Source organism: Chitinophaga sp. CCNWYY40 (assembly GCF_037483205.1).
In the GTDB taxonomy this organism is placed as follows: domain Bacteria; phylum Bacteroidota; class Bacteroidia; order Chitinophagales; family Chitinophagaceae; genus Chitinophaga; species Chitinophaga ginsengisegetis.
Window position 1 is genome coordinate 1,444,967 of the sequence record NZ_JBBHLF010000001.1, and the last position, 23,230, is coordinate 1,468,196.

At 44.2% G+C, this 23,230-nt stretch carries 19 protein-coding genes; 8 read left to right on the forward strand and 11 right to left on the reverse strand.

Annotated elements, in window-relative coordinates; all coding sequences use genetic code 11:
* Nucleotides 1–125: 125 nt before the first annotated feature.
* The 8 genes from V7S65_RS05745 to V7S65_RS05780 all read right to left on the reverse strand — a co-directional run bounded on the left by V7S65_RS05745 (nucleotide 126) and on the right by V7S65_RS05780 (nucleotide 11,204).
* On the reverse strand, nucleotides 126–2,816 hold the full coding sequence (locus V7S65_RS05745; RefSeq protein WP_336385889.1) for an ABC transporter permease: 2,691 nt from the start codon (nucleotides 2,814–2,816) through the stop codon (nucleotides 126–128).
* Entirely contained in the window at nucleotides 2,813–3,151 is a 339-nt protein-coding gene (locus tag V7S65_RS05750; protein ID WP_079467785.1) for a PadR family transcriptional regulator, read from the reverse strand. The genes V7S65_RS05745 and V7S65_RS05750 overlap by 4 nt, the downstream gene beginning before the upstream one ends.
* Before the next feature lie 151 nt (nucleotides 3,152–3,302).
* The gene (locus V7S65_RS05755) at nucleotides 3,303–4,112 is read right to left on the reverse strand and encodes a hypothetical protein (protein WP_336385888.1); all 810 of its coding nucleotides are present in this window, start codon (nucleotides 4,110–4,112) and stop codon (nucleotides 3,303–3,305) included.
* 16 nt (nucleotides 4,113–4,128) lie between these two features.
* Nucleotides 4,129–7,362, reverse strand: coding sequence for a TonB-dependent receptor (locus V7S65_RS05760; RefSeq protein ID WP_336385887.1), 3,234 nt, complete (start codon nucleotides 7,360–7,362; stop codon nucleotides 4,129–4,131).
* Between the two features lie 85 nt (nucleotides 7,363–7,447).
* Complete coding sequence (locus V7S65_RS05765) at nucleotides 7,448–8,440, reverse strand: FecR family protein (RefSeq protein ID WP_336385886.1); 993 nt, start codon at nucleotides 8,438–8,440, stop codon at nucleotides 7,448–7,450.
* 57 nt (nucleotides 8,441–8,497) lie between these two features.
* Nucleotides 8,498–9,079, reverse strand: coding sequence for an RNA polymerase sigma-70 factor (locus tag V7S65_RS05770; RefSeq protein WP_079467781.1), 582 nt, complete (start codon nucleotides 9,077–9,079; stop codon nucleotides 8,498–8,500).
* A 113-nt stretch (nucleotides 9,080–9,192) separates the two neighbouring features.
* Nucleotides 9,193–10,116, reverse strand: a complete 924-nt coding sequence (locus V7S65_RS05775; RefSeq protein ID WP_336385885.1) for a helix-turn-helix domain-containing protein — start codon at nucleotides 10,114–10,116, stop codon at nucleotides 9,193–9,195.
* 188 nt (nucleotides 10,117–10,304) lie between these two features.
* Nucleotides 10,305–11,204: an SDR family oxidoreductase gene (locus V7S65_RS05780; protein ID WP_336385884.1), complete on the reverse strand. Its 900-nt coding sequence runs from the start codon at nucleotides 11,202–11,204 to the stop codon at nucleotides 10,305–10,307.
* Between the two features lie 218 nt (nucleotides 11,205–11,422).
* Between V7S65_RS05780 and V7S65_RS05785 the strand changes: the two genes are divergently transcribed.
* The 3 genes from V7S65_RS05785 (at nucleotide 11,423) to V7S65_RS05795 (ending at nucleotide 14,921) form a co-directional block, all read left to right on the forward strand.
* Nucleotides 11,423–11,878, forward strand: coding sequence for a MaoC family dehydratase (locus V7S65_RS05785; protein ID WP_079467779.1), 456 nt, complete (start codon nucleotides 11,423–11,425; stop codon nucleotides 11,876–11,878).
* Between the two features lie 722 nt (nucleotides 11,879–12,600).
* On the forward strand, nucleotides 12,601–13,716 hold the full coding sequence (locus tag V7S65_RS05790) for an Acg family FMN-binding oxidoreductase (RefSeq protein ID WP_336385883.1): 1,116 nt from the start codon (nucleotides 12,601–12,603) through the stop codon (nucleotides 13,714–13,716).
* Between the two features lie 392 nt (nucleotides 13,717–14,108).
* Complete coding sequence (locus V7S65_RS05795) at nucleotides 14,109–14,921, forward strand: DUF6544 family protein (RefSeq protein WP_336385882.1); 813 nt, start codon at nucleotides 14,109–14,111, stop codon at nucleotides 14,919–14,921.
* Between the two features lie 317 nt (nucleotides 14,922–15,238).
* Here the strand turns inward: V7S65_RS05795 and V7S65_RS05800 are convergent, their stop codons facing one another.
* Complete coding sequence (locus V7S65_RS05800) at nucleotides 15,239–16,156, reverse strand: ATP-binding protein (protein ID WP_336385881.1); 918 nt, start codon at nucleotides 16,154–16,156, stop codon at nucleotides 15,239–15,241.
* A gap of 329 nt (nucleotides 16,157–16,485) precedes the next feature.
* Between V7S65_RS05800 and V7S65_RS05805 the strand changes: the two genes are divergently transcribed.
* From V7S65_RS05805 to V7S65_RS05825, 5 genes are all read left to right on the forward strand, one after another.
* The gene (locus V7S65_RS05805; protein ID WP_079467774.1) at nucleotides 16,486–17,307 is read left to right on the forward strand and encodes a hypothetical protein; all 822 of its coding nucleotides are present in this window, start codon (nucleotides 16,486–16,488) and stop codon (nucleotides 17,305–17,307) included.
* Between the two features lie 263 nt (nucleotides 17,308–17,570).
* The gene (locus tag V7S65_RS05810) at nucleotides 17,571–19,517 is read left to right on the forward strand and encodes an ATP-binding protein (protein WP_336385880.1); all 1,947 of its coding nucleotides are present in this window, start codon (nucleotides 17,571–17,573) and stop codon (nucleotides 19,515–19,517) included.
* Between the two features lie 365 nt (nucleotides 19,518–19,882).
* Entirely contained in the window at nucleotides 19,883–21,583 is a 1,701-nt protein-coding gene (locus V7S65_RS05815; protein ID WP_339545311.1) for a tetratricopeptide repeat-containing sensor histidine kinase, read from the forward strand.
* Nucleotides 21,584–21,631: 48 nt separating this feature from the next.
* Nucleotides 21,632–21,958, forward strand: a complete 327-nt coding sequence (locus V7S65_RS05820) for a hypothetical protein (protein ID WP_339545313.1) — start codon at nucleotides 21,632–21,634, stop codon at nucleotides 21,956–21,958.
* A 10-nt stretch (nucleotides 21,959–21,968) separates the two neighbouring features.
* Entirely contained in the window at nucleotides 21,969–22,319 is a 351-nt protein-coding gene (locus V7S65_RS05825; RefSeq protein ID WP_111578533.1) for a hypothetical protein, read from the forward strand.
* A gap of 5 nt (nucleotides 22,320–22,324) precedes the next feature.
* Here V7S65_RS05825 and V7S65_RS05830 read toward each other — a convergent pair whose 3' ends face one another.
* Both V7S65_RS05830 and V7S65_RS05835 read right to left on the reverse strand, forming a co-directional pair.
* Nucleotides 22,325–22,591 carry a hypothetical protein gene (locus V7S65_RS05830; protein WP_336385877.1) on the reverse strand — a complete coding sequence of 89 codons (267 nt, stop codon included), beginning with the start codon at nucleotides 22,589–22,591 and terminating at the stop codon, nucleotides 22,325–22,327.
* Nucleotides 22,592–22,627: 36 nt separating this feature from the next.
* Nucleotides 22,628–23,086: a hypothetical protein gene (locus tag V7S65_RS05835; RefSeq protein WP_336385876.1), complete on the reverse strand. Its 459-nt coding sequence runs from the start codon at nucleotides 23,084–23,086 to the stop codon at nucleotides 22,628–22,630.
* Nucleotides 23,087–23,230: the final 144 nt, after the last annotated feature.

Sequence of the window (23,230 nt, forward strand, 5' to 3'; positions counted from 1 at the left end):
TGAGCGCTTCCAAAGCAGGAAATCCGCGAAACTGTCGCGGATTTCCTGCTATTCGTTTTGTTTAAACATTGTATTTACTTTGTTGAAAAGGTTAAATATTGAGGCCCCTCGCGCTCTTCCTTTTGCTATTCACTCCGTAAGCTTTTTACGGGATCCGTTAACGCGGCTTTGATACTCTGGAAACTCACTGTCAACAAGGCAATCCCAATTGCCAGCAATCCTGCCAGCGCAAAGATCCACCAGTCAATTGTAATCTTATAGGCAAATTCCTTCAGCCATTGATCCATACCCCACCAGGCAATTGGGGAAGCCAGCACCAGCGCTATCAGAATAAGCTTGAGGAAGTCTTTGGAGAGTAAGGCCACTACACTGCTAACGGATGCGCCCAGTACTTTCCGGACGCCAATCTCTTTGGTACGTTGTTCGGCGGTGAAGGTAGCCAATCCGAATAAGCCTAAACAGGCTATGAAGATAGTCAGGCTTGAGAAGAGGGTTAATACCTGTTCTATTTTTTGCTCGCCAACATAAACCTGCGCAAAGCGGTCATCTAAAAACGAATACGAAAAAGGGGCTGCCGGAGAAAATGACTCCCATTGCTGCTTCAGTGAAGCGAGCAACTTCGGAAGTTTATCCGTATGGATTTTGACCAGGATATTGCCTGAATTCCTACCCAGGAACATGACTAATGGCCCGATCTTCTGCCGAAGAGATTCAAAATGAAAGTCGCTTACAACACCAATAACCCGGTAATATGTTTTTGCGCCATTATCATCCGTGTTGCCTATCAGCTCTCTTCCAATTGGATCCTTTTCCCAGCCTAAGGCCCGTGCAGCCGTTTCATTCAGAATAACAGCGAAGGAATCGGTAGCAAAACTTTTTGAAAAATTACGCCCTTGGACCAGCTGCATCCCCAATGTAGGGATATACGCGTCATCAACAAAATAGAACCGGCTCATAACACCCTTATCAGGATTTTCTTTCGACATTACGGTGGTGTTATCCATAACTGAATTCCCAACGGGCACCTGTCCTGAAATAGTGCCCATGCTGACTTGCGGAGATTGAATGATCCTGTCGCGGAATACGGCTTCGTTATTGCGAAGCATATGCGTATCATGAATAACCAGCACCTGTTCGCGGTCAAAACCAACTTTCTGCGTGCGCATGTAACGTAGCTGCCGGTCTGCCGTAACGGTGGCAATGATCATGGAAATGGTGATGAAAAATTGAAACACCACCAAACCGCTTCGCAGACTGAAGTTTCCGCGTCCGGTAGTGATCTTCCCTTTCAAGACTAAAACAGGCTTAAACGAGGATAGGTAAAAAGCCGGGTAACTACCTGCCAGCAGCCCCACCAACACAGCACCCGCAACTAAGCCAGCCGCCACAAATGGGTTGATCAATAAACTAATTGTAAGGGTCTTGCCTGTCAGCTGATTAAAATAGGGCAGCGACAGCCCTACAACCAGCAATCCAATCATCAATGCCATCATCGCCAGCAAAACTGATTCAATCAGAAACTGTAGCTGCAGCTGCCCTTTTGCAGAACCCAGTACTTTACGTATCCCTACCTCACGCGAACGCCGGACAGCCGTGGCCGTGGACAGGTTCACAAAATTCACACAGGCTATTATCAACATAAAGACAGCAATGCCCGTAAGCACGTATACGTATAGAATATTTCCCCCCGGGCTTAGTTCAATACTTCCGAAAGGGGAATACAAATGAATACTGGTGAGTGGCTGGAGAAAGATCCCGAAATCATCTCCCTTCTCACGAAACTGTTTCAGGCTGATTGCCATAAACTGCTGCAATTCAGCCCCAACCTCTTTTTCAGCGAGCCGGGAGATTTTAGCCTCCAATTGTTTGTAATCGTATTTCTCTGGCAGCAGCAGGTAGGTATAATAGTTCATATTATAGATCCATCCCTTATGCAGCTCTCCATAAGTGGCTAACGAAGCCAGCATATCAAACCGGAAATGGGAGTTCGCCGGTACATTCCTGACCACGCCCGTAACCCGGTAGGGCGTCTTTTCCCTGCCAAATAACAAGACTTTTCCGACCGGGTCCTGATTGCCAAAATATTTCCGGGCGGTTGCCTCCGTCAATACCAGGGTGTTTGGCTCGGTCAGCGCCTGCTTTGAATTCCCTTCCAGGAACGGAATGGTGAACACATCAAAAAAAGTTGAGTCGGTATACAGCAGATGTTCTTCTTTAAACGAGGTTGTTCCGTAGCTTACAAACTCACCTGCCTGATTCCGGATACGTGTTGTTTTTAATACTTCCGGAAATTCCTGTTGTAAGTCCTGGGCAGCACTTGCGCCTAAGATTGGCCCACCAACATTGTCACCATTTAGCCGCACCTTGAGTGCAACCCGGAAGATCCGGTCCGCGTTCTCATTATAGCGATCGTAGGATAATTCGTCCTGCACATAAAGCATGATCAGTACGCAGGTAGCCAATCCGATGGCTAAACCAGCTATATTAATACTGGTTGAAACCTTTTGCCGTTTCAGGTTCCGAAACGCGATCTTTAAATAATTCCGAATCATGATAGATGTTAAGCTGGAGGTGATCCGGGATCCCGGTTGTTGATAATATTGGTGTTCATTCGTTTTTCTTCTGCGCACAAACGGCGGCAGCACTGACACCACGTTCAAGAGGTAACGCAGCGCGGCTTGTGTTTTGCCCGATCTATTATACCAGTATGTATAGAGCTCTTCCAAATCACCTTCTACCTCCTCCAGGGTATTGGCAGGATGCAGTTTGATGAGTAGCCAGTGGGCCCAACGGGGCGGTTTAACAGGAGATCTCATAGGCCGCCAGGTCGAAGTGTGTCAGGAGGTAATAATTGCCAGAGGTTTTGACGGAGCTGCTGAATTTCCTGAAGCGCACGGCTTCCCAGCGCAGTGATCCGGAACAACCGTTTACGCCGCCCACCACGTTCGGCCGTGGCTCCGCCCAGTTCGGACCGCACAAAGCCCTTCTCTTCCAGCCGGATCAGCGTGTTATGAACCGTACCGAATGTAACGGTACGTCCCGTATGCTCTTCCAGCGCCTGGCTGACCGTAACGCCATAGCCCTCTCCGTCGAGGATGGCGACCATTAGTAAAACCACTTCTTCAAATTCACCTAAATACGTTCGACGCATAAGTGCAGGGTATTAGTTTGTATTTTATCGAACAAATCAGGTGCCAACTAACTAAACAGGCCGTTCCTATTCAGGAACGGCCTGTTTATGTTCAATTACAAGTTAATAACTGTCCGCAAATGGACATTCTTTGTCCAGCACCGGACACCGGCTATTTAAATGCGGATGAAAAGTCCTCCACGCTATAGCCATCGGTCACTACATCATGATCTCCATTGAAGCTGATGTATGGCGAAATAGACAGGAGCCGGCTGTCGCCGGCAACAAAGTAATAAGCATTTGTAAGATCCCCGTAATAGAACTCCGGATTGCTTAGCTCAACGTTCTCTAAACTGGTGTAGGGGAGCTCTTTTGTTCCTGCCTTATATACTTTGAAAACGTAACTATCTTCAATAGTGGCCAGCGGAGGCAGTTCAAAAAAATCGCCGAACGTAGTGGTTACGCCGCTTATTGTTTTAAGCGGAGTAAATTTAAATTCAAACGTGTTATAGTCAATATGCAGATTGAGAATTTCCACGTCTACCGGACCGCCATAGAAGTCTTTGAAAGAGGTAGCGAATTTCAGACGAAAACCCATGTTATTGGTATCTGACACCGGCGTCAGCTCCAGTTTGTCCGTTGCAGTTACGCCATCGTAGAATATTCTCTTTACCTGCAAAAAGGGAGTTGGCATCACTTCAAATTCCCCGACTACTTTCCCGTCTGCTTTTTTACGCAGCTGAATTTTTTCATGAGGATTATAATAGACATTTGTCATTTTAAACCAGGTATTGATAGCCTCACCAATAACTTTATCATTGGATACAAATTCGAGGGTATCATTTAATATGGCGCCTTTAAACTGCATCTTCACAGCTCTTTCCTGCGGCGTATTCACCAACTCTCCTTTTTTACAGGCAGGTAAGGCAGCCAGCAGGCACATACAACAGATAATATACAGGTATAAAAAGGGTGCTTTCATGTTAATGTTTTTTAGATCAGAAATGGTAAGAAACAGTCGTGCCGTAGGTACGTCCGAATTTCTGGCTGAATTTAACCAGGTCGCCAGGCTCATATTTATCACTGAAGCCTGGTTTTAAGCGTAATGCTTCACTGTAATCGCCAAGGTTGGTGTAATCCGGATTCTTCTCGTAGCTTCCCCTGTTTGTAAAGAATGTTGAGGGGCTGTTCAGCAGGTTGCCTGCATTCAGCTTTATTTCCAGGTGACTGTTCAGCAGCTTATAGCTAATCTGAAGATCCAGTTGCTGCCGGGGTTTTTCATACTCAATTTCATCAGAGAGGGCAGCCACCACATAAGTCTTATAACCGCCGCCATTGAGCGCTACATTCCAGCCCAGGCGCCTGCCGCTGTATTGCAATCCTGCGTTATAGAGGTAAGGCGACTGGCCATACATAGGGCGTTTTTGTTTGGCGGGCACCTGCAGATCCGGTCCGCCGGCGGAGTCCGCGATCTCAAAGGTGCCACGAACAGATGATCTCTGCAGGGTATAGTTGCCATAAACAATAAGATTGTTCAGGAACCTGCTGCTGCCAATAAAATCCAGGCGCTTACGCAGCTCAAACTCAATTCCATACACCTTTGCCCAATCGGCGCTGCGCAGGTAATACACCAGGTTGCCGTATGTTAGTTCCGCCGGCTTATCGAAATTTTTATAAAAACCGCCTACGGAAAGAATATCACCGGCTGCCGGAAATAATTCGGCTTTAAGATCATAACTGTTTATACGGGTACTATAAACACCTTCGTTACCAAACATAGCCCCCAGGTAAGGGCTATAGCGCCAGAACTGGCTGTTTTCCATCAGCTCCGGCCTCACCACGCTGCTGCTGAAAGCTGCCCTGATATTAAGCATGGACGCAGGGCTATAGGTTATATTTGCACTGGGCAGCCATTGCAGGGGCTTATCCTCTTTAGATCTGAATGCAGAGGTTCCCTTAATATTAAGACCATTTTTTATTTCCGTGTATTTGTAATATTCCGCACGCACTCCCCATACCAGGCGTAACTTGCTGGCCAGTTTTGTGTCCAGCATCAAATAACCTGCATGGATGTTGCTTTTACCGGCATAACGATCATTCCACCAGCTTGATGCCATGTAGAAGTACCCATTGGCGGAGAAATTGTCCGGGTTGATCATATAACCCAGTGGCACGTTGAGCATGCTGTCGGGGATCTTTAAAGGGTCAGCAGCCAGCGCCACAATCTGCCAGTCGAAGTCTGCTTTTTTTGCGCTGCCGAAATAACCGGCCTTAAAACTGTTTGAAATGCTGCCTGTATTAAAAGGAACAGTGGCAGCTATATCCCAGGAGTTATGTGATTCCCTGTTACTGTAATGATGGCGCGACAGGGGAAACGGCCGCGGTTCCGATGAGCTGCTGGAGCCATATACATACCTATAGGCTCCGCTTACCAACATCGGACCGCTGTTTGCTATAACCATGTCCTTCTCATTTCTCCTGATAGCGGTGTGGGCAATGTTCCATTCAATTTTGACCTTGCCCGGCATATGCTGTCCGGACAATTTATTCTGCAGCAGGTCCGTGTACGTTGGGTCGTCTGCTTCCTGGATGCGGCTGGGTACATTCTGCGGTTTAAACTCTCCCGGATTATCGCTGTTGTATCCTATATTCCGTACCAGTACGTTATCATACATGTGGGTGTAAGTGTTGCGCAGGCTTAACCTGCTTTTACCCCATTGCAAGCCAATATTAAGCAGGCCGCCAAGCGTGGTATTGTAACCGTAACTTTTACCAGGGTTATCGTCACCGGCGTACCAGTCGCCCCTGTTTTGTTTTTCAATGATATTTATGTTTTGCGTATTGCGGTAAGTAACAGCGCCTGTGAAGCCCAGCTTATTATTACTTACGGAATCCAGCGCAAATACGCGGCCTATGATGAGCTGATAGTTTTGAGAAGGCGCTGTTTTATAACGGTACACGCTTATGTTATCTGTTTTGAAACGCTTGCTTTGTGCTATCAGCTTTTCTTCATAAGCTGCTTCGGTGAGTGGAATGTTCTCTCCTACATTACGGTCTGTTTGCTGAAGACCAGCAGGATAATTACGCCGGCCATCATCAAAACCCAGGTAATCGTATTTGCCGCGCTGGTGACTCAGGAAATCTTTTCCGGTGCTTTGGTCGTTGTAAGATACACCTGCTGTAATGCTGGTTAAATTTTCGTTCGGAATGTCGCGCGTATTGATCTGAACCGCACCGCCGCCAAAATTCACGTTCATATCCGGCGTTACCGTTTTGCTTACCACCACATTGTCCACCAGGCCCGCAGGGATCAGGTCAAATGAGAAGTTGCGGTTCTGCGCCTCTGTGCTGGGCAGCGCTACGCCATCCAGCATAGCAGCGTTATAGCGTTCGCCTATACCTCTGATAAGTACAAATCTATTATCCGCGATGCTTACACCGCTGATCCGCTTCAGGCTTTCGCCTATGTTCTTATCCGGCGTGCGGGCAATCTGCTCTGCACTGATGCCGTTGCTGATCTCCGCGGCATTTTTCTGCCGTAACAATAAAGCATTTGCGTTTTCTTTGCCGGCTGCTGTTCTTACCACAATGCCTTTTAGCTGGCCTTTATCTTTTTTCAGCATAATATCCAGTGTAAAGGTTTCATTGTCTTTCACAACAATATCACTGATCTCTTTGGTAACATAACCCACATGGCTGATAATTGCGGTGTACCGGCCCTTTTCCATAACTATGCTGAAAGCGCCGTTGACCGCTGTTTGTGTGCCTTTATTGCCCACGCGGAAAGTAGCACCTGCAATGGGCTGTCCTGTTTCTGCATCGGCCACCTTTCCGCCTATTGTTCCCGGCGTCCTTACAATAGCAGTTGCAGCGGGTTTTACACCCTGTTGTTCGTTGATCACAATATATCCGTTCAGGTCCCTGAAGGTTAAGGGAGTATTACGCAGCAGGTCATTCAATACATCATTTACGGAACGTTTTTTATAGCTGGCTACCGGCGCGGCGTAACGGTCAATGTGCTGCGCGTTAAAGGCAAATTCTATCTGAGCCGTTTGCGCTACTTTATTCAGGCCGGCCAGCAGGTTTTCGCCTGAGAAGCTCAACGTTATTTGCTTAGACAGCAAAGCGGAGGGCTGTTGTGCAAACAGCGATGATAAAGGGACAGTGAGAATCAATACCAGCAAGGCTGTCCATACGCGGATTTTTAATCTGCTTCGGGTAAAAAAAATCATACTTTCGTTTTGTTTATTGTATAATAAATACCGGTACTTCCAATACCGGGTGTAAGGTGCCTGCTCTAACAGGCACTTTTTTTATTTAATGGAGTACTGCTATGGTGTGTGTGGTATTCTTCCATTCGCAACGATTACCATTTATGACGCTGATAACTTCCAGCAGCTTTACCGGATCGGCATCATAGCGGATGGTAAGGCTGTAACGGTTGCGTGGAATGCTTGTATTGCCTGCTATTACCTGTAAGCCGTATAATTGTTGCATAGTGGCTGCTATGGTGGCAAAGCTGGCCTGGGTAAATACAATTTTGCCGGATGTCCATTGGCTGATGGCAGCGGTATCTGTTTTGCTGACTGCTGCACGGGATTGCTGCACATCATAGTCAACCTGGTCTCCGGGCATTAGTACTGCAACCGGGTGGCTGGCCTGCTTAACACTTACTTTACCTGTTTTAACAGCTACCTGGATATTGGCGGTATTACTGTCTACCCGAATGGTGAATGAGGTGCCCAGCACTGTTGTTTGTACTCCCTGGCCGCTGGATACGATAAACGGATGTTGCAGATCGTATGCTACATCGAAGAATGCCTGTCCCTGTTCCAGGGTTACATGGCGCTGAGGGGTATTAAATGTTGCAGGATAGTGGAGTACGGAACGTGCGTTTAGCCACACCCGTGAGCTATCGGGTAAAGTAATTGCTTTGATCTCTCCGTTACCGGTGCGGTAGGTGAGCATTTGTACAGGGATTGCTGACGGCGGTAAAAGATAGTGCAGCAGCGCCGCGCTGCCCGCTGTTAAAAACACTGCGGCGGCGGCACGGATAATCCATTTTCGCCAGGGGCTGCGGGCTTCCGCGGGCTGATCGATTGCCTGCAGGATACGTTGATAACGAACGTCTGCGGGCGTATGCGGCTGACCACCAGCTTCCGGCATATCAGAAAAATCCACCGCATCCAGGGCCGCTTCTGCGCCTGCTGTGGCAAGGTATAACCGGAGCAACACCATTTCCTGTTCGGTAATGGTTTGCTGCTTTTGCTTTAAGAGTAACGTTTTTAATAATTCAGTTGGAACCGGCATAGGGAGGTACTTTTAACAGAAGTACCCCAAAGCGCAGCTAAAGTAGTACCGGTAACATTAATTTAACATTGGCGGAAGCATGATCAGCGCCAGTGAACAGGCATACGGGGTAACGGTGGCACGCAGGTGCTGGATGGCTAAGCTGATCTGTTTTTTAACGGTGAATACCGAAATGCCCAGTTCATCTGCGATCTGCTGATAGCTCAGGTGCTGCTCACGGTTCATGAGGAATATCTTTTTACGTGCAGGCGGAAGTGTTTGAATTACCTGCCGGATATATTCTTCTATTTCATCAAAGTAAAGTTGTTCAAGAGGGTTCTGCTGGGTAGCCGCCAGATCAGGCAGTGTGCTGATATCGGCCTGGAATACGTGCCTGCGAAGGGATTTAAGCGCTTTATTGCGGCATACTTTTATTAACCAGCCGGAAATATCCGGGCCTTCAATACCCAACCGGTTTTCCCAAAGACTGATGAACACATCCTGTACCACTTCTTCCGCATCTTGGCGGGTGGCGCATATTTTAGCGGCGTAGGCCATCAGGCGGGCGTCGTAAACGGTGAAGATCTCATTGAAAGCCCATGTTTCTCCGTTCCGGAAGGCTAATAATAAGGAGGCAGTAATAGAAGGCGCTGCTTGCATGTAAGCCGGTTGATTTTAGGCTAAAGTAATCGCTTTATATTATCAAAGCGTTAAGGAAGTATGTTCATGCATGCAATGTTGTTCCGCGCCCGCCACCACCGCCCGTTCATAACTTAATTAAACGACTGCCTGAACTCCATTGGCGAAAGGTTCGTTTTGGTTTTAAACAGTTTACTGAACGACTGTAGATGCTCAAACCCCAGTTCATATGCAATCTCGCTTATCGAAAGATTCGTAGTGGAAAGCTTCTCTTTGGCCAGTTCAATCAGTTTGTTGTGCAAATGCTGTTGGGTACTCTGGCCGGTCAGAGATTTAAGTAAGCTGCTCAGGTAACCTGGTGAAATATTTAAAGTTTCGGCGATGAGCGTAACGCTCGGCAAGCCCTTTTGGGCCAATGCACCACTGCTGAAATATGCAGATAAAAAATCTTCCAGGCGTGTCAGCAGTTCGTGACTGGCGATTTTACGGGTAACGAACTGGCGTTGGTAAAACCTCTCCGAATAGGTAAGGAGAAGTTCCAGTTGAGCAATGATCACGCTCTGACTGAAGCGGTCTATGTTCGCATTGTATTCCTGTTCAATCTGGCGGGTAATGGCAGTGATCATAGCCTCTTCCTTATCTGAAAGATAAAGTGCCTCATATACTGAATAACTAAAGAACTCGTATTGTCTGATGTTTTTTGCCAGCGGGGTATTCCATAAAAAATCCGGGTGAATAAGGATCATCCAGCCTTCGGGCCGTTTCACCTCACTATTGTGCGGCAGGTCAATACCGAATAACTGACCGGGCGACATAAAGAACAACACCCCTTCGTCGAAGTCGCTTGCCTGCTGCCCATACTTAAACCTGGCATGTTGCATTTTTTTTAGTGAGATGGAATAAAAGTCGTAGATCAGGCTGAAAGGAATATCGGCGATGGGCTGCTGAATGTCATCCAGATGAACCACGCTGATCAACGGATGCGCAGGGTTAGGCAACCCTACGGCCCGGTGATATTCGGTGATGGTATTGAAACGGAAAATCTTTTGGCTGTTCATCTTCATTAAAGTTAATTACTTCCGTGATAAGCCACCGCAAATTCTTTGGAGAAATCGACCAGGAACCTGGTTGTCGGAGACGGAGACGATAACCGGTTCCTGGCGCCTAAGGCCTCAGTAGCCACCTGTTTTTGGATCGTTAGTGACTACGGTTACATGATGGCCCTGAGCAACCATTACGATAATCTTTATAGTTGCTGACCGGTATAAATTCCGTTATCAATATCTGCAAGCAGCGTTGAATGCATAGGGCGCCAGTTCAAACGCTCCTGTGTCAGTTTACCGGATGCGGGGCAATCGATGGCGGCCATATGCGAAAACCAGCCGAAATGTTCAACGGCGGCTTCAGGTGCTATTGATTTTACGGGGATATTGAGTTGTTTGCCGATGGCTTCAGCAATAGCCCTGACGGTAACCCCTTCTTCGGCGGCGGCGTGATAGCGGGCGCCGGCCTCTGCATTTTCCAGGGCGAGGCGGAACAGGTGGGCGGCATCCAGCCGGTGTACGGCATTCCACCGGTTAAGCCCTTCGCCGATATAAGCGGAAAAGCCTTTTTCCCGGGCGGTATTAACTAATATAGGAATGAATCCGTGCTTATCACCATCACCATGTACGGAGGGCGACAAACGGACAGACGCAGCACGTACACCCAACCCGCACACGGCATCTGCTGCCTGTTCCGAGGTTCGCGGCCAGGCCGGGTTAAAAGAGGGAATGATATCTTCTGTAGCCAGTTTCCCCGGGCTTACCAGTGCCGTACCGGAGGTAACGATCAATGGGCGGCCGGAACCGGCCAATACTTCGCCGATAGTTTCTATGGCTTTCCTGTCAACTTCGCAAACCTCCGGGAATCGGGTAAAGTCATGAATAAATCCGGCATGGATAACACCATTGGTTTCTGCGGCGCCCGCCCGTAAACTATCCAGGTCTTCCAGGTCGCCACGGAGCACTTCTGCACCTGCTTTCGCCAGTTTTTCAGCGGAGGCGTCTGACCGGGCCAGGCCAAGCACCTGGTGACCAGCGTTTATCAATTCCTGCACAACGGCAGTACCAACGAAGCCTGTGGCTCCTGTAACAAATACACGCATAATGTTCTTCTTTTGCAATAGCAAAGATCACTTACCTGTATTAAACCGGTTTATCCAAATCAGCTTTTGATTTAGCCGAATCTGTTATGTATACCCAAAGAGGGGTTTCTGGATTTTTTTCAAAGAAAGATGTACATTACAACCGTATAATAAATTGAAGCAATGGCAAAAAAACATTGCCTGGGCGCTTGTATCTATAAATAATAAAAGAAAGAATTATGGTAATTGTAACCAGTTTCGCAGAATATCAAGCGTATGAGGGTAAAGAAATAGGTAGCTCTGAATGGCATAAAATAGACCAGGAGCAGATCAACAAATTTGCGGATGCAACCCTGGATCATCAATGGATCCATTGCAATGAGGAAAGAGCAAAAAGTGAAGGGCCTTTCAAAACGACTATTGCTCATGGTTATCTGACGTTGGCGTTAATTCCTTATTTGTGGAAGCAAATTGCAGACATCCGGAATGTTAAAATGGAAATAAACTACGGTATAGAGCGATTTAAGTTTGGTCAGGCAGTGTTTGTGAACGACGAAGTACAATTAAAAGCGAAACTCAATTCCATCGTCGATTTAAGAGGAGTTACCAAAGTGGTAATCGGTGCTACGCTTAGTATTAAAGGAAAGGCGAAGCCTGCTTATACAGGTGATGTGGTATTTTTATACCATTTTTGAGGCAGTTTCAGTACTGCCTCTATTCGAATCATAAAAATAGAAAGCCGCGCTGGCCCCACTGATTGGCCAGGCTGTTTAGCTGAATGCAGCAAACTGGCTCGTGAATATGAGGATATCGTATTCCATCCTGGATTGCTGCGGGAATGTGATGACCTGGCTTCCCTGTTTGTAGTATAGACGAATATAGAAAGTAGCAGGTAAACGGCTATCAGAGTCCGGGCTCCGTTAGAAACCTTGACCGGTAGCGAATCTTTGTATTGATTTTCCAGATCGTCCTGTTATTTTCGACTACCTGGACGGTGGCCTGGTCGTAAGGCAGCGTGCCCGTTAGTATTATGGTGTTGAATAAACACTTGCCTGCATCTTAAATAATTATTTTTTTATGATATGACCCTGACGAATATCATGTTCTTTAGTATTTGCAGTCATTGAAAATAGAAGTAGTTGAAGATAGTTTTGTTTTCAATATCGTCACGCTAAAGATCCCAGGTAATGAAAATTTTTCCGGTAAAGATGCTGGTCAGGCATCTCTCTTTCGGTTTTTTCCGTTGCAGCCTGTTCATCCCTTCGGTTGCAACTGCTCAAAAGGATACATCAATGGATATATTCTGGCATCCCAAACCCCGTAATTATGAGGTAAAACAAGCCGTGGAAAAGGAAAGCCTTGTGCCCATGTTTTCATACGTTATACGTTTAGGTGTAAGACTCTGGAGGAAATACTAATGAACAGAAGAAAATTCATAGGCATTACTGGCGCTACCGTTCTGGTGGCAGCAGGAGGATATTATTTGTCAGGAGATACCAGTAATTTTACGAGGGATGATATGAAAACGGATACGGTGGAAAAATTTCCATTTAAGCCTGATGAAAGAGAAATTTTGTTTTTAGCCTCACTTGCTCCGAGCGGGCATAACACGCAGCCATGGTTTGTAAAATACAATGAACCCTATCATTGGATAATCGGTAATGATAAAAGTAAATGGCTTCCTGGTGTTGACCCAACGCAACGGGAAACAATCTTGTCAATAGGTGCTTTTCTGCAGAATCTGGAGTATGCGGCAAATGATCTGGGTTATAATTGTCAATTTAACGTTCTGGCAACTACTAACCAGGATGAAAACGTTATGGATGTAAAATTGATTAAATCAACCCATGTAGCCAGGTATGATATTCAGCAAATAAAACAACGCAGAACAGTAAGATCAAACTATTTGAAAGAGGGCCTAAAAAAAGAGGATGTTGATTATTTAATTAACGAAGAACCTGATTTCCTGCACTTCATACCTAATATTACAAAAGAATTTCAATGGCTGAATGAACAAACAATTGAGGCAAATAGCCTTCAGGCATACCGTGATGCTGCACAAAAAGAATTGGCAGAATGGATAAGGTTTTCAGGTAAAGATGCAAAACAATATTGTGATGGGCTTACGACGGCGAGTATGGAAATAGAAGGGGTTTCTGCCTGGTTTCTGCGAAATTTTTATGAGAAAGCAGATGTAATGAAAAAAAGGTTTAGGGAGCAAGGGGTTGATCGTGTAAGAGAACAAGTCTCTCAATCTGCCGGTTGGTTATTAATTGCGAGTAAAGACAATTCAGTAGCAACGCTTCTTGAAACAGGAAAACGGCTGCAAAGACTGCTTTTAAAAATACGGAAGAAGAATATAGCCGTCCACCCAATGACGCAAGTATTAGAAGAACCATCCACTAATCAAGGATTAAACTCCTCAATTGGAATCGGCGGCAATGTTCAATTTATTTTGCGTACAGGTTACATAAAAAATTACCCTGATCCGGTTTCGCTCAGGCGACCTGTTGATTGGTTTATGCGTACATAAAAACTATCTTAAAATGAAAAGTGAAACAAAATTGATGCTTATTAAAATTATTCACACTTTAATATGGCTGTTTTTCAATTTTGTTATTTTCTATATGCTTTATGCCGTACTAGCCAATAAGCTTGATAACCGGCTCTGGATAGGGTATGGATTGGTATTCCTGGAGGGCATAACCTTGCTGATTTTTAAAAACACCTGCCCCTTAACGCTCATTGCACGGAAGTATTCAAATTCTACAAAAGATAACTTTGATATTTATCTTCCTAATTGGCTGGCAAAATTTACGAAGCTGATTTATACGGCAATTTTTATAATTATCATCGTCATAACAATCTATCAGCTTCTGAATTAGCACACCAAAAACAGATGACAAAATAGAATACAAAAGACTTATGGTGGTTACGCTTACAATAGTTGGATTTCTCATAATTCTCCTGCTGGCCGGCAGAATAAATTTATCTATCCAATTTAATAAAGAAGTAAAGAGACTTTTTTCACTGTCGAAAAGTGTTCCCGGCAAGACATTCAGTTATCACCAAATAGCTAATTTGCCTGAACCCGTACAACGTTATTTTAGACATGTATTAAGAGAAGGACAGCCCTACATTAGTTATATCCGGCTTATACATGACGGGCAATTTAAAACGGGGCAGGATAAAAAATGGGTAAATATAAAGGGTGAACAATATTTCACTACGGAAAACCCCGGTTTTATATGGAAAGGCAGCACCAGCATGTTTACAGCCCGTGATAGGTACATTGCTGGCAGCGGAAGACTCATTGTTTCACTCTTCTCTCTTTATAATGTTGTGGATGCCGGTGGAGAAAAGTATAATCAGGGAGAATTACTCCGTTGGCTTGCTGAAGGTATTTGGTTTCCTACAAATCTATTGCCAGGCGAACGATTACAATGGACGGCCATTGACACAAAAACTGCGAAACTGACGTTCGAGTATAATGGTCTGTCCATATTTTATATTGTAACCATTAATGATATAGGGGAGATTACGCAGATTGAAACAAAACGATATATGAATGAAGGAAATTTGGAAAGCTGGATTGGTAGACTAACGGCATACAAAGAGATGAATGGAATAATCATTCCGACCAATATTGAAGCAATATGGCAATTGGAGAAAGGAGACTTCAGCTATGCGAAGTTTAATATGAAGGTGATAGCGTATGATAAACCGGAAAAATTCTGAACTTATTTATTTCATTATTCGGTTCTGTTATTTTATAAGCTATGACCTCAACAATGGAATATCCGGGAAAAGAACAACAGGCACAAAAGATGGTTGTTCAAATGAAATGGGAGAGGATTACCCTGCTTAGTGTTCTTGGCTCCTTTTCGGATTGGGAATCCTGAATGCAGTCGCCTTTTTCTCCATCCTTCGCAGAACCCGTTCTGACTGGGTCATAGCGGGGCTTGCTCTGGGAGGGCTTGTGGTGTGGTTTGTTGTTGAGATCATCATTCTTCAGGAGCTGCCGGTTCCAAGCAGATCAATGGAATTATAGCATATCAATCAACAATATTCCGGCTGCGTGCCACATTCAACAGTACCTCATACATTTTTTCCAGGGAAACGGGTTTATTCAGAATATCATAAACATGCAATTGGGCCAGTCTTGTCCTCACCTCTGTCATTATATCTGCAGTAAAAATGATGACGTGCGTGTCAGGATATTGACGATGCACAATTTCTGCAAGTGCATAACCATCAATGGAAGGCATATGCAAATCCAACAGTGCAACATGGTAGTTGTTATTCTCCAGCATAGTAAGCGCCTCCAGGCCATTATAGGCGCAATCCGGAATAACGCCAAAATGTTCCAATTGTTTCTTAGCCACCAATACATTAATGTGATTATCTTCTGCAAATAAAATGCGCAGTCCGGTCAGCTTTTTTTTATGCTGACTAAGCATATTATTACGGGCGGCTGTAGCGGCACTATGCCGGTCATTGGCCAGCAGAAACGACATTTCAAAATAAAACTCAGTCCCTTCTCCCGGCGTACTGTTTAGAAAAATTTTACTGTTGTGCAATTCCGCAAGCCTTTGTGTAAGCCAAAGTCCGGTGCCAGTATGTTTACCGTCGGATGCCTGTTGTAGTGGCGTTGAATTTTTAAAGATTGTTTCATGCGTTTCTTCCGGAATACCTCTACCTGTGTCTTTTACAGAAAAGTAAATTGTTACCCGGTCTTTCGTTAGTGTCTTTAGCTGAAGCCCGATGGTGACGGCGCCCTTATCAGTAAACTTTATCGCATTACTAACAAGATTATCCAGGATTTGCTTCAGCTGCACCGGGTCGGCGATCAATGCATCCGGAATATCATTATTCATAAGGGTATTAAGCAGGATACCTTTGCCCGCTGCCTGCGGCTTAAATTGATTTTTAATATTATCTGTCAGTTCAGATAAATTTATTGCTGTTTCCATAGTTATGGTTTATCGCGTTATTTTGATAAGATCCATGACATCATTGAATAACTGCGTCATTGGATATTGGGTTTTGAGGTATTATCCGGTCGAATTCTTTCCGTTGCGTAACGTCACTTATTAATTGAAAATACCCATTTTTTTACAAAGAATGTCTTTAATTAGCTGAAGAATAGCACCATGGCGCCTTTTAAAGCCTATTCCTCCTCCCTTAACAACTAGTTAACACAGTTAACCCGCCGTTAACAAAAACCGGGAAGGATTCGCAGCAATTTTACATCGTTGTTAGTCACATTCTTCATGTTTAGCAAATCATAAATTTAAATGATATGAAAAAGAAATCTATTTTCAAAGGGGGAAGCTACGTGTTGTTGTTAGCTATACCAGCTTTACTGTTCTCATTTCGCCCTGATAGCGGCAAAACTACCGGTACTTTTCTACGTAAGATATCTTCCGGTGCAGGCGAGACAAAGTTCGAATATAATGCAGATAGAACCTTGAAAAAAATGCTGCAGTTCCGTAAAACAGAGAATGCCTCTTATACGGATGTGATCCTCCCTGTTTATGAAAACGGACGCCTGGCCCGCACACTCTTCGCCGATGATGAAAACGCTACTACCGGCGATATATTCACCAGCTATGGTTACAACGCCAACGGCAAACAAATTGATATGGTAAAGTACTATCGCAATGGCGATGTTTTTACTTATGATTCGCTCGCATATAATGCAGCCGGCAACCTGGAAACACGTTATCATTTTGGCAAACATCCCTCTTCCGGTAAGTGGGAGAATACCGGCTACGAACAGTTTACCTGGGATCAGAATGGAAACGTAGAAAGGGTGGACAACTACGGCAAACAGCCGGGCTATAGCAAATTTGTTTGTACTTCCTCTTTGCATTACACTTATGACAAGGCGCAGAATCCACAACACGAACAACCTTCACTGGCTTTTGTGCTGGAAGCAAACGCTGTTAACCTGTCAGCACATAACGTACTGTCAGAAACAATCAGTTCTGCCAATTCATCCGGAAGCATTACCAATACATACAGCTACGCATATAATGCCGCTAAATACCCGGTACGCGGCACCTTTAACTCCGGCATGGATAACTCCATTGTGAAACTGGAATGGGTGTCACTGCCGTAAACAAGCTGCTGTTACCTAACTGGAAAATTATTGATTGACTGTTTTTTTCATGGATTAAAGAGAGGTTAAACAATGACTGCAACCCCTGGAATGTCAAATTCCGGGGGTTGCATCTTTTATGTTGATACCTGTAGGCGCACTGCCATGTATTTTTTAAATCAGACAAATTTCATATATTTAGTCAGGACCTGGCTGGTTATACCGGTAGGCCAGGTCTATTAACAACAGATATTTACCCCTCTGACAAATCCTGGTTAAACCGTATGAAAAATGAACCGAAGTCACCCCTGGATGGCGACCCCAATCTGCTGACAGCCTTTCAATATGCTCCAATGGGGGCCTTTTGTTTTGACCTTGCAGACAATTGTATTTTCATAAATCCTGCACTGGAGGAAATCTCGGGACTCACGCTTTCCCAGGCGCTGAATCAGGGATATACAAACGCAATCTTCCCGGAAGATTTAGGGGCGCTGAAGGCTGTCCTGAAGGCCAATACCAACAACCCCGGCCATCCCATATCACTTTCTTTCAGAATTAATCACCCTGTTAAGGGAATCCGTTATTGCCGGGTTAACTCCTGGGCGATACCTGGTAAAGACGGTATAGCGAAATACCGGATAGGTTATGTTCAGGATGAAACTGATGAACTGATCCTGAAAAGTAAACTGGAGCAAAGCAATACACTGCTGGATTTTAGTCAGGCTTTGGGAAAAACCGGTGGCTGGGAATATCACATGGAGACGGGGGAGATATTCTGGTCCAGGGAAACCTATCGGATAAACGAGGTAGATGAAGATTTTATTCTCTCCATGGATAAGGTATACAGCCTGCACGATGAAGCGTCGCGGCCGATCCTGCAGGAATGCGTACAGGAGGCTATTGAAAAGGGAACTCCCTATGATGTGGAACTCCAATTAGTTGCCAATGATTCTCATAACTGCAGGAAGTGGGTCAGAGCCATCTGCGTACCCATACTAAGTGATGGTAAGGTGGTGGCACTCAAAGGAGCCATCATGGATATTTCCGAAAAGAAAAGAGATGAACTGGCATTAATAGAAGCCCGGGAAGCAGCTGAAAAATCAGCGAAAGAGAGATTTGACTTTCTATCTACTATGAGTCACGAGATACGTACACCACTCAACGGCATTATTGGTATTACCCACCTGCTGAAAATGAATTACCATCCTGCACAGGAAGAGTACATCGACAGCCTGTTATATTCATCAGAGCACCTGTTACAACTGATCAATGACATCATGGATCTTAACAGGATCGAAACAGACAACCTGGAACTGCGCTTTTCTGAGGTGAATTTATCCCAATTGATCCAGCAAATTAAAGTCCAGCTCAGTCAGCAAGCCATTCAAAAAGGACTTTGGTTAAATACTGTGGTAGACTTAAATATGCCGCATTGTATTCTGGCCGACCCTATCCGTATCAGCCAGATACTGAATAACCTGATCAGTAATGCGATTAAATACACAGAAAAGGGCGAAGTATCCGTATCAGTTCTGATAACAGCAGAAACAGACAAGAATGTAACTTTGCGCTTCTCCGTAAAAGACACTGGCATAGGCATTCCTCCGGAACTCCAGGAAATAATTTTCGAAACTTTCAGACATCTCCACACTACTACCTCCCACCAGTTGTCTGGCTCCGGTCTTGGACTGGCAATTACACGCAAGTTGATTGCATTGCTGGGAGGGCGGATCTTGTTAGATAGCAGCCCCGGAAAAGGCTCCAATTTTTATTTTGACCTGTCCTTTGAAAAAGTAGCTACCAAAACAACCGATGAAACATCACTGCAAAATCAGTTAGCAGCCTACGCAGGCAAATTTAGCTGGCTGCAGGTATTGCTTGTTGAAGACACTACTGTTAACATCATGGTAGCGGATAAGCAGCTAAAATATTTTGGGATCATTCCGGATGTAGCCACAAACGGCAATGATGCCGTCAACTTGCTGCAAAGCATCACATACGATGTAGCGCTGATAGATCTTCATATCCCTGGTATAGACGGCTATGCACTTGGTAAACTCATCAGGCAGCAGTATCCGCACATTCAGGTGGTTGTTTTTACCGCTGATATCCTGGCGGATGTAAGAACCCGCTTTACTGGTTTGGATATCAACCATTTTCTCGACAAACCATTTCTTCCGGAAGAGATGTTAGCTGTTCTGCTTAAAATAACCCACGGGAAAAAGAAATAACCTCCATATTTTTTTACGTATCCGTGGCAGGAATATCAAATGGCAGCGGATTACCGCCCGCCAGGGTAACCAAAATCATCAACCCTGTGAAGCAGCAAACGGAAGAAGGTCAGGAGATTTCTAAACGAAAGGAAGATTTTCGGCAAACTTTTAACCGTGTTTGTTCAAATTAAGTAATAAATTAGTTTAAGCCATTTCCATTTAAAACCATGTTTCGATCAAAACTGACGCCTTATCTTTTACTAATTTTGCCATTTTATTGTGGCACCGTACAAGGACAATCTAATCTGATAAGTGCAGAGCGGAAGAGATTATCTTTTGTTAAAGACAGTATTAGTTATATCAATTCGATAAACCGATTGGGGATGCTTTATCATATGAAGGATATTGACAGCAGCCTTTATTTTGGTATGATGGCTAAAGAGCTGGCCAATAAGATACAATATCCCAAGGGAAAAGCAGATGCGGATAATGTAATCGCTTCCGTACTTTACATCAGGGGGATGTACCAGGAATCGCTTCAATTGTATGCACGTGCTTTGTCGGACTACAAGGAACAAAAGGACACTCCAAATGTCAGCCAGGTGACCATGAACATGGGTAATGTATACCTGAGTCTGGGTGACGCTGAAAAGGGCCTTGAACTTTTCCGCCAGGTCATACGGACAGGCAGAAGAGATAGCATTATGAGCCTGGCATATGCAAATTACTGCATGAGCAATCTGTCGCTTTCAGACGACAGCGTTCAGTATTATATCAACAAGACCCGGGAGATTGCAGATATTTATAAAGATCACCGGGTGCTCATTGCAGTAAAAGAACTGGAGGTTGATCTGCTGCTAAAAAAGGGGCGCAGGATGGATGCGCTAAAACTCCTTGATACCACGTTATCTGACGCGCGGAGATATGAACTTGATGATCAGGAAATTTATTTACTGAGTTCCTTTACCAGATTTTATAAGAACCAACCGGATAGTGCATTACATTATGCCTGGCGTAGTTATCAATTGGCTAAAAAAAAGGAGTATGTCCTGGAGTTAATTCCGATATTGAAGGACATCCTGAGCTATACACAATTGTCGGGTAACAAAGATCGAATCATCAGTGTTCAAAAGCTGCTGGAAAATGCAATGGCCGAAGAGAATGAAAAGCTGAAAAAATTTGTCGGCGACTACATTAAATACAATACCTTACAAAGTGACAATGCTGTTTTAAGTATTATCAATAAGAATAGCAAGGCCAAGATCCTGTTGCTAATTGCCATTTGTGTAGTTGGTGCATTTTTACTCCTTTTTATTTATCGTTTATACCAGATTTCACGTAAACACCACCGTGAGCTGGAACAGCTTAATCTAAAGATACTGGAACAAAATAAATCCCTGCAGGTAAATGATGAATTCAAAAACAAACTCTTCTCTATTTTAGCGCATGATTTCAGGACTCCGCTTATCGATACAATAAGTATTGCCAGCTTAATGAAAGATAACCCCGGATTTACAAAAGAGGAGATGGAAGCGTTTTATGGCAATATAGAAAAACAAGCTTCAGGTATGCTGGAGTCATTTGACACGATATTACAGTGGATCAAGCAGCAATTGTCCGGCTATCGGTATAAACCGGAAACACTAGTACTGTATGACCTGTTCAGCGAATCAGCCGATATCGTGAAGCAGCAGCTGGACGCCAAAAAAGTCACGGTGTCTAATCAGATACCGGTGCATATAACTGCAACATCGGACAAAGAAATGCTACAATTTGTTAACCGGAATTTACTATCCAACGCGATTAAATTTTCCCCTAAAGGGGGCACGATTGTGATTAGCTGCACTCAGGACAGCAATTCGATTACAGTGTCTGTCGCAGACCAGGGGCAGGGCATAGATGAACTGACGATGAGTAAACTATTTTCCGTTTCCAGTAATTTTGGCTCGTCTACGCAACACGGAGCAGGGATAGCGCTTTCTATGTGTAAGGATTTTATTCAAAAGCTTCACGGGCGGATCTGGGCTAAGAATGCAGAACCAAAAGGTGCAGTATTCATGTATGCCATTCCACGAGTGGTATAATCTCTCATAAAAGTGAAATTTCAGGTAGGGAGATATTATCCGGCACAAATGACATTACCTAAAAAAGGGCTGAGAAAAATTACAGTTGGAACGAACAGATATGCCTGGAGCGTAACTGGTAATGATGGAGGCCTGCATCTTTCCGTGATTCCGCTAAAGCAGCAAGACAATTTGTTAACCGCCCGCTTTGACTATCATTCAAGGGTAGCAGGAAGTACTGTTACAGCGGAAGGAGTAGAAATAATGCACTTAAAACAACAATTTTTGATTACTGGTTTAATTGTCAGACGGGTGATTGTTCATGCTATAAATGAGGGATGGGATCCGCGGAAGAAAGGAATGATCTTGAATTTGGGGAGGATGGAGGTATTTTAAAGAACAAAATATGGGTCTATTTAATACATTAATAGTGGAAATTTTATGTCCAGATTGCGAAAGGAGGCATGCAGCCAGGATCCAATTTAAGTTTGGTGATACATGGCAATTTGAATACCGGATGGAAGACGCCATTAAATGGGGAGGCAACGATATCGGAAGTGCGGACCTCAAGAAAGTTAAAGTCTATGGTATCATTGAATCGATGATCTGTCCATTTTGTAGTAAGGATAATATTGCTGAAGAGTATGACATTTTTATCAGGGAGAATGTTATTATAGCTGTTTGCCCAATTGAAAATATGAAGGATTATTTAGATGGAAATGGGGAGTATGTACCGCTCAGCCAAGAATGCCAATAACTATCTTATAGACTCCCTAAGTATTCTCTGGCAATGGATTCTGCTTTTTCTCTTGCGACTTTTCCATTTGTAAATTTTGTATCGTAATGGTTGGAGCTGTCTATGGTTTCTTCATTTTTCTCCATATCATATACAGCCCACCACCAGTAGTTTTTCTCCATCCACTCGGCTCTTAGCATTAATCCGGCCCACTTGGCTGTACAGTCGTCTGAAAGGTCGCCGGTCCAAATAATGGGTTCTTCGGCTAATATTGCTCTTTTACTATCCGTCATGCACCTAAGATAAATAATATTTAAAAATGCAAAGTATTATCGATAGAATCTCACTGCCATGAGTAGTATATTCCATAATGCGAATAGGTCTGAACCTTTTCGGGCGTGAAACAATAAAATCTGACCATCTTTACCGGTTATTATCAGTTCATGCCAATCAGACTTTTTAAGTCCACTCGTGAATTTTGCGTTTTCATCCGCGAATTTCTTTGAAGTGAGATGTGCAATGTCCTCAAGCAGGATAGAATAAACGTGGCTATTATTATAGCCGAATAATTGTCGGGTGGAGAGTAATGTCCATTCCTGGCTGGGTTTAGTAAAGAATAGCGCTGGTATTTCATTAGGGGAGGTAATAATCTGTCCAGATAAGTATTCTCTCATTTTTAGCGGCAAGTTGTTATAAAAGAAGGAAAAATCAGAAGGCAAATTGTATTGACCAGCTTTCCAGATCAGTCTTTTGTAAATATATTCGTCGGTTTTATTTAATAAGGTCATGGGTCGGGGTGTTTTTCTCAAAGGAAGTATAAGACACTTTTGTTCATCTTCTGAGAGTACAGACTACAAATCAGTTTCAGGTATTTTTGACAACCGTGTAAAAGTAAGGAGAATTTTATGCATATTATTATCTTTGCTTTTTCC